At 68.6% G+C, this 7,192-nt stretch carries 7 protein-coding genes; 3 read left to right on the forward strand and 4 right to left on the reverse strand.

Features of this window, described 5'->3' with window-relative positions; genetic code table 11:
* The 4 genes from WCJ52_RS10245 to WCJ52_RS10260 form a co-directional block, all read right to left on the reverse strand.
* A partial coding sequence (locus WCJ52_RS10245) for an AMP-binding protein (RefSeq protein WP_336903207.1) occupies nt 1-761 on the reverse strand: 761 nt, incomplete at its 3' end.
* 13 nt (nt 762-774) lie between these two features.
* Nucleotides 775-1,899, reverse strand: coding sequence for an acyl-CoA dehydrogenase family protein (locus WCJ52_RS10250; RefSeq protein WP_336903208.1), 1,125 nt, complete (start codon nt 1,897-1,899; stop codon nt 775-777).
* A gap of 13 nt (nt 1,900-1,912) precedes the next feature.
* Complete coding sequence (locus WCJ52_RS10255) at nt 1,913-3,121, reverse strand: acyl-CoA dehydrogenase family protein (RefSeq protein ID WP_336903209.1); 1,209 nt, start codon at nt 3,119-3,121, stop codon at nt 1,913-1,915.
* A 53-nt stretch (nt 3,122-3,174) separates the two neighbouring features.
* Nucleotides 3,175-3,798, reverse strand: a complete 624-nt coding sequence (locus WCJ52_RS10260; RefSeq protein ID WP_336903210.1) for a glutathione S-transferase family protein — start codon at nt 3,796-3,798, stop codon at nt 3,175-3,177.
* A 152-nt stretch (nt 3,799-3,950) separates the two neighbouring features.
* Between WCJ52_RS10260 and WCJ52_RS10265 the strand changes: the two genes are divergently transcribed.
* From WCJ52_RS10265 to WCJ52_RS10275, 3 genes are read left to right on the forward strand one after another with little or no spacing between them, the layout of a single operon-like run.
* A complete protein-coding gene (locus tag WCJ52_RS10265) occupies nt 3,951-4,925 on the forward strand; it encodes a MoxR family ATPase (RefSeq protein WP_336903211.1) in 975 nt (324 codons plus the stop codon).
* A complete protein-coding gene (locus tag WCJ52_RS10270) occupies nt 4,925-6,361 on the forward strand; it encodes a VWA domain-containing protein (RefSeq protein ID WP_336903212.1) in 1,437 nt (478 codons plus the stop codon). Before WCJ52_RS10265 ends, WCJ52_RS10270 begins: the two co-directional genes overlap by 1 nt.
* A gap of 9 nt (nt 6,362-6,370) precedes the next feature.
* Nucleotides 6,371-7,162 carry an SDR family oxidoreductase gene (locus WCJ52_RS10275; RefSeq protein ID WP_336903213.1) on the forward strand — a complete coding sequence of 264 codons (792 nt, stop codon included), beginning with the start codon at nt 6,371-6,373 and terminating at the stop codon, nt 7,160-7,162.
* The last annotated feature ends 30 nt before the right edge of the window (nt 7,163-7,192 follow it).

A 7,192-nucleotide genomic window follows, 5' to 3' on the forward strand; every position in this document is an offset into this window, starting at 1 on the left:
GGCTGGCGGGCGGGCGGGACGGGCTCGATCCCCGCCACGAGGCCGCCGGCGCGGACGTCCAGCTCCCAGGAGAACAGGGCCGAGATGATGTTGCGGTGGGAGGACACCACCCCCTTGGGATGGCCCGTGGAGCCCGAGGTGTAGAAGATGGTGGCGTCATCCTCAGGGGCGATATCGACGACCGGCAGGGTCGCGCCCGCAGCCTCTGCCATCAGGTCCTCGTAGCGCGCGGCCTTACCCGGACGGTCTGCCCGGACGGCGATGACCGGCAGGTTGAGGTCGGGCGAGCAGCCGGCCAGGCGGTCGAGGCGCTCCTGGTCGGCGATGAAGACCTTCGCACCGGAGTCCTTCAGGCCATACTCCAGCTCATCCGACTGCCAGAGGGCGTTCATGGCCACGGCCACGGCGCCGATGGAGGTCGCCGCCTGGTAGACGATGACCCACTCGGGGAAGTTGCGCATGGAAAAGGCGACCCGGTCGCCCTTGCCGACCCCAAAGCGGGAGACAAGGACAGCAGCCAGGCGGGCAGCGTCCAGGGCGACCTCGGAGAAGGTCAGGCGCTCCTCGCCATAGACCAGGAAGGTGGCGTCCGACACGGCAGCGGCGAACAGCTCGCGCAGGGTGGGCGGGGCTGCTGCGAAAACCTTCCGCAGGTAGCCGCCAATCTCGAGGGTGGCCAGTTCGTAGGGTTGGCCTGGGGCCGTGAGGATGGCGAGGGCCTGCGCGCGGTTAGCGGGCGGTAGGGAAGCGGTATCTGTCATGACGGGTCCGGGATCAGAAGAGAAGGCGGGCGAGTTTCTTGCGGTGGAAGGCGGCGTCGCCGAACTGGGCCGCGTGCCAGATGGCCCGGCGACGGTAGAGCTGGGCGTCGCAGTCCCAGGTGAAGCCGAAGCCCCCATGGAACTGGATCGCACGGTCGGCGGCGAAGCTGTAGGCGACGTCTGCGGAGGCCTTGGCCATGCGAACGGCGATCTCGCCGGTCCCCTGTTCGTTGAAGCAGTGCGCGGCGCTGTAGAGATGCGAACGGGCCTGCTCATAGCGGGTGTAGGCGTCGACGATGGGATGCTTCAGCGCCTGGTAGGAGCCGATCACCTTGCCGAACTGGGTGCGGGTCCGCAGGTAGTCCAGGGTGTCGTCGATGCAGGCTTGGGTCCCGCCCACCATGTCGGCGGCGGCCAGGAGATTGGCCGCCAGGTGGATGTGTTCCAGGGCGGCGACTGTCCGGTCCGGATCGAACCGCCGGTCAGGGTCCAGTACGATTCCGTCAAGGGTCAGGGCGAAGGACCTGCGCGTCCCGTCGATCACCGTCTCCCGGCGAAGGGCACCGGCCGGGAGGTCATCGGGCGTCAGCAGCACCAGGGCGGGGGTGCCGTCGATCCGGACGGAGGCGATAATCCGGCGAGCCTCGGCGGCGTCGGTGACCAGGACCTTGCGCCCGGACAGGGCCAGTCGGCCGTCGGCCTGCCGGGTCGCGGTGCAGGCGATGGCGTCCGGCTCCCAGTCGGTATCCAGCTCGGCCAGGGCCAGGGTCGCCGCCTCGCCGGCTGCGATCCGCGGCAGGGCCTCGCGCTTCTGGTCCTCGGTCCCTGCCGCGATCAGGGCCTGGGCAGCGAGGGTCGTGGAGACGAAGGGTCCGGCCATGAGCCGGCGTCCCATCTGCTCCACCAGGGGGACCACCTCGGCGAGGCCAAGCCCGGAACCGCCGTAGGCCTCGGGAATGGCCACACCCAGCCAGCCCAGGTCGCCCAGCTCGGACCAGACCGCGGGGTCGTGACCAGCCTCCGCCTCCATCAGGCGGCGCACGGTCGCCACCGGGGAGCGCCGCTGGCAGAAGTCCGTGGCGACATCCAGGAGAGTCGCCTGGTCCTCGGTGAAACCGATCCGTCCCAGATCCTTCATTGACCTCGCCTCCCTAGGACTTCGGCAGGCCGAGCACGTGCTCGCCGACGATGTTGGCCTGGATCTGCGAGGTGCCTCCGCCGATGGTGGCCGAGAAGGCATTCAGGTAGTTGCGCGCCCACAGGCCGTTGTCCGTAGCCTCCGGCTCATCGACATAGAAGGCCCCGCGGACGCCGGTGAGGCGGACCGCGAAATCATTGAGCCGACGGGACATCTCCGTGCCCATCAGCTTGGCGGCCAGGGGGATGCCCTGGGGCCGGTCGGCGATCAGCTCGGGCACCTGGGTGCGCTGGCCGTTGAGGGTCAGGGCCTGGATCTCCATCAGGAAGCCGACCATCTCGTCAGCGACCAGGGGGTCTTCCAGAACCGGCTGGCCGCCGCGCTTCGTCCGCTGGGCCAGCGCGAAGACGTCGAAGGCGTTGGCGCCGACCGAGACATAGCCTCCGGCCTGTCCGCCCCGGGCCCCGCGCTCGTACTCCAGGGTGCGCATGGCCACCTTCCAGCCGCCACCTTCGGGGCCGACCAGGCCGTCAGCCGGGGCCTTTGCGTCCGTGAAGAAGGTCTGGGTAAAGCCATGCTCGCCGGTCAGCTTGCGGATCGGGACGGTCGCGATGCCTGGCGCCTTCATGGGCATGAGGAAGAAGCTCAGCCCGTCATACTTGCGCTCGGTGGAGGGATCGGTCCGGGCCAGCAGGATCATGTATTTCGCGTAGCGGCCCAGGGTGGTCCAGATCTTGGATCCATTGACCACATAGTGGTCGCCATCGCGGACCGCCCGGGTCTGGGCCGAGCCCAGGTCCGAGCCGTGGCCGGGCTCGGAGAAGCCCTGGCACCAGATATCCTCGGCCGAGAGGATGCCCTTCAGGTGGGCCTGCTTCTGCGCCTCGGTCCCCATCTCCAACAGGAGGGGCCCGGCCCAGTTCAGGCCGATGGCGTTGAGCATGATCGGACCCTGGCGCTTGCGCATGGCCCGGGTGGCAGCGGTCTGGAAGGCCTGCGGAAGCCCGCCACCCCCATAGGCCTTCGGCCAGGCGGCCCCCAGGTAGCCGGCCTCCCAGACCTTGTTCTGCCAGTCCCGCAGGAAGTTGAACTGAGTATCCGTGCCAACCTCCATGAAGGTCAGGGGCAGCATGAAGCCGGGATCGCGCGCGACGTTCTCGGCGAACCAGGCGTCGGCCTGCTCGGAGAAGTCCGCAAGGTCCTTGGGATCAACAGTGCTCATGGTCTCACTCCCTCGGGGCCGGCGCCCCTGGCTTGTGCGTGCAAAGAGGTCGCTCAGTCCGCCCCGGCGGCCTGTCTCTCCCGGGCCTTCCGAAAGGCCGGGCGGTCCTTGAGCCGCTCCAGATAGTCCCGGGAGCGGGGCTTATAGCGTTCCGCCAGGCCCAGGGTCTCGCCCAGGAAGAGGGCGTAATGGACGGCGATATCGGCCATTGTAAAGCGGCCGGCGCACAGGAACTCCCTGTCCCCGAGGGCCGCCTCAACGCTGCGCAGGCGCGAAAGGTACCAGACCGTATAGTCCTCGGCCGCCTGGGGCAGGCGACGCGCCTTGGGCTCCAGGCGCGTGTATCTGAGCACGATGGTCTGGGGAAAGGTCAGGGTCGCGTCGCTGCGGTACATCCAGTTCAGGTACTCGCCGTAGGCCGGCTCGGCGGGATCGACCCTCAGGTCCGTGGGCGCGAACTTCTCGCCCAGGTAGTGGCAGATGCCTGTGGACTCGGTGAGGGTGACGTCGCCGTCGACAAAGGTCGGCACCGTGCCCAGGGGATTGATGTCGAGGTAGCCGGGATAGGTCGCCCGGGGCGGGAAGGCCATGTTGACCAGCTCGTAGTCGACGCCCAGCTCCTCCAGCGCCCAGAGGGGGCGCAGGGAACGCGCATCGGCGCAGTGATAGAGCTTCATGGACCTCCCCGGACTCTGCGGTCGCTCCATACTCCTTATTCAAATTTTCCGGGCAAGGAAAGGATGACGGTTGGTCTCGACGGATCTGTCCGCTAATGCTCGGCCGGACTGGAAACCAACAGGACCCGCGAACGGCGGGCAGGGGAGACGAGATGACGGATGCGGTGACGGGTGCGGCGAAAAGTGTGGAGACGCCGGAGGGCCTCGCCTCCGTTGAGGCTGTCCTGTCCATGCTGGCGCAGTCGGGATACATCGCCACGCCGGAGATCGCCACCGCCGTCTACCTGGCCCACCATCTGCGCAAGCCCGTCCTGATCGAAGGGCCCGCCGGGGTCGGCAAGACCGACCTCGCCCGCTCGGTGGCCCTGGGCCTGGGCCAGCCCCTGATCCGGATGCAGTGCTATGAGGGCCTGGACGAGTCCAAGGCCCTCTACGAGTGGAAGTACGGCAAGCAGCTCCTCTACACCCAGATCCTCAAGGACAAGATCGGCCACCTGGTCGAGGACGCAGACAGCCTGGACGAGGCCCTTCACAAGCTGAACAGCTTCCAGGACATCTTCTTCTCCCGCGACTTCCTGGAGCCGCGCCCCCTCCTGAAGGCCATGGAGCAGTCGACAGGCTCGGTCCTGCTGATTGACGAAATCGACAAGTCCGACGAAGAGTTTGAGGCCCTGCTGCTGGAGGTCCTCTCGGACTACCAGGTGACCGTACCGGAAATCGGGACGATCGCGGCCCAGGTGCCGCCCCTGGTGATGCTGACCTCCAACGCCACCCGGGAGCTGGGCGACGCCCTCAAGCGCCGCTGCCTGCACCTGCACATCGACTTCCCCGACGCCGAGCTGGAGGCGCGGATCGTGCGCACCCGGGTTCCCGGCGTCTCCGAGCGGCTGCTGGAGCGCCTGGTGGCCTTCATCCAGGCCGTCCGGGGCGAGAATATCCGCAAGCTGCCCTCGATCAGCGAGACCATCGACTGGGCCCGCACCCTGATTCTCCTGCACGCTGATTCCCTCGAGCCGGCCATGGTGCGCTCAACCCTGAACGTCATCCTCAAGCGGCAGTCCGACATTGCCGAGGTGTCGGGCAAGGTGGAGGCCCTGCTCGATAGCCGGGACAAGGCCGGCCGCTGATGGAGCGGACGCTCACCCGCTATATCCGGGCCCTGCGGTCCGCCGGTGCCGGGGTCTCGACCACCGAGGCCATGGACGCCGCGCGCACGGTCGAAGTGGTGGGCTGGGAAGACCGGCGCGTCCTGAAGACTGCCTTGGGAACCGTTCTGGCCAAGTCGGTCGAGGAAAAGGCGATCCACGAAAAGCTGTTCGAGCTCTACTTCAGCCGGGAAGCCGCCGCCGCCGCCGCGTCGGAGAGTCAACCCGGCGAGGGCGAAGACCCGGACTCCGGGCAGCTGGGCGAGGGCGAGGCCGGGGCCGGGGGCGAGCCCCAGTCCGGGGACACCGAGGACGGTGGCGAGGGCGGTGACGAGGGCGGTGACGGGGGCGATCCAGTGGAGGCCCTCTCCGCCCTGGTCCGGGGCGAGAACCCCGGAAAGATGGCCATGGCCCTGGAGCGGGCTGGCGCGGCGGCAGGGGTGGATGAGATCCGCTTCGCCACCCAGTCCGGCTACTACAGCCGCAAGATGATGGAGCAGATGGGCGTCGAGGCCCTGGAGGCGCGGCTGATGGAGGCCCTGGGCCGCCGCGACGCGCAGGGACAGGCGGACGCCGAAGCCCTGATGGGCGACCGCTCTGCCCTGCAGAAGCAGACCCGCGCCTTCGTCGAGGCCCGGTTCGAGATCTACGGCCGGTCGGCGCAGGACGCCTTCATGAACGAGATCCTGGCGGAGCGCAGTTTCGGGGCCCTGGGGCGCAGCGACACCGCCCGCATGCGGGCCCTGGTCGAGCGCATGGCCAAGCGCCTGGCCGTCCGCCACGCGCGCCGGCGCAAGGTCAGGGACCGGGGCCGGCTGGACGTGCGCCGCACCCTGCGCGCCAACGCCGGCCATGACGGGGTGCCCTTCGACATCATCTGGAAGATCAAGCGCAAGGACCGGCCCAAGATCGTGGCGGTCTGCGACGTCTCCGGCTCGGTGGCCCAGTATGTCCGCTTCCTGCTCCTCTTCCTGCACGCCCTGAAGGAGAAGGTCACCGACCTAGAGACCTTCGCCTTCTCGGCCCACCTGGCTGACGTCAGCCGGCCGCTCGAGACCCTGCCCTTCGAGACCGCCATGCGCGCCATCGTCGACGAGGTGGGCTCGGGGGGCACCGACTATGGCGCGGCCTTCCTGGAGCTAGACCGGGACTTCACCGAGGTGATCGACCGGCGGACCACCGTCTTGATCCTCGGCGACGGCCGCTCCAACTATTCGAACCCGCGCCTGGACGTCTTCAAGCAGATCGCCGACCAGGCCAAGCGCCTAGTCTGGCTGTGCCCGGAGCCAGCGCCGAACTGGGGCTCGGGAGACAGCTGCCTGCTGGAATACCGCCCTTTCTGTACGCTTCTCACCCAGTGCTCGACCGTCATCGACCTTGAGCGGGCACTCGACGAAATCCTGATGGCCTACGACTAGGAGTCCTCCATGAAGATTCACGGAAAGATCATCATCGTGACCGGCGGTGCCGATGGCATAGGCGCGGCCCTGTGCCGGCGCTTCGCCCGGGAGGGCGCGGCCCATATCGCCGTGGTCGACCTCAACGCCGAGGGCGCCGCGAAGGTCGCGGCCGAGATCGGCGGCTCGTCCTACGGCGTGGACGTCTCCGACCCGGCAGCCGTCGAGGCCATGGTCCGGGCGGTTGAGGCCGCGCATGGGCGCATCGATCTGTTCTGCCAGAACGCCGGCGTGGGCGGCGGCGAGCCGGACCCGGACAACGCCGCCTCGGCGACGGACGCGGTCTGGAACCGGGCCTGGGGGGTCAATGTCATGGCCCACGTCTACGGTGCCCGGGCCGCCCTGCCCGGCATGATCGCCCGGGGCGAGGGCTATATCCTCAACACGGTCTCGGCGGCGGGCCTGCTGTCACAGATCGGCAGCGCGGTCTATTCCACCACCAAGCACGCGGCCATCGGCTTCGCCGAGAGCCTGGCCATCGCCCAGGGCGACCTGGGGATCAAGGTCTCGGTCCTCTGCCCGCAGGGGGTGGACACGGCCATGCTCCGGGCCGGCGGGGGCCAGGAGCAGCCGCAGAACCTGGATGGCGTCCTGTCGCCCGACGACGTGGCCGAGGCTGTGGTGAAGGGACTGGAGGCGGAAAGCTTCCTGATCCTGCCGCACCAGATCGTCCTCACCTACATGCAGCGCAAGACGGCGGACTACGACCGCTGGCTGGGCGGCATGCGCAGGCTGAGGGCGAAAGTCCTGGGCCGGGCCTGACGGCCCTTGGGGGTCCTGGGCCGGGCCTGA

Source organism: Phenylobacterium sp., from assembly GCF_037138395.1.
Classification (GTDB): Bacteria; Pseudomonadota; Alphaproteobacteria; order Caulobacterales; family Caulobacteraceae; genus Phenylobacterium.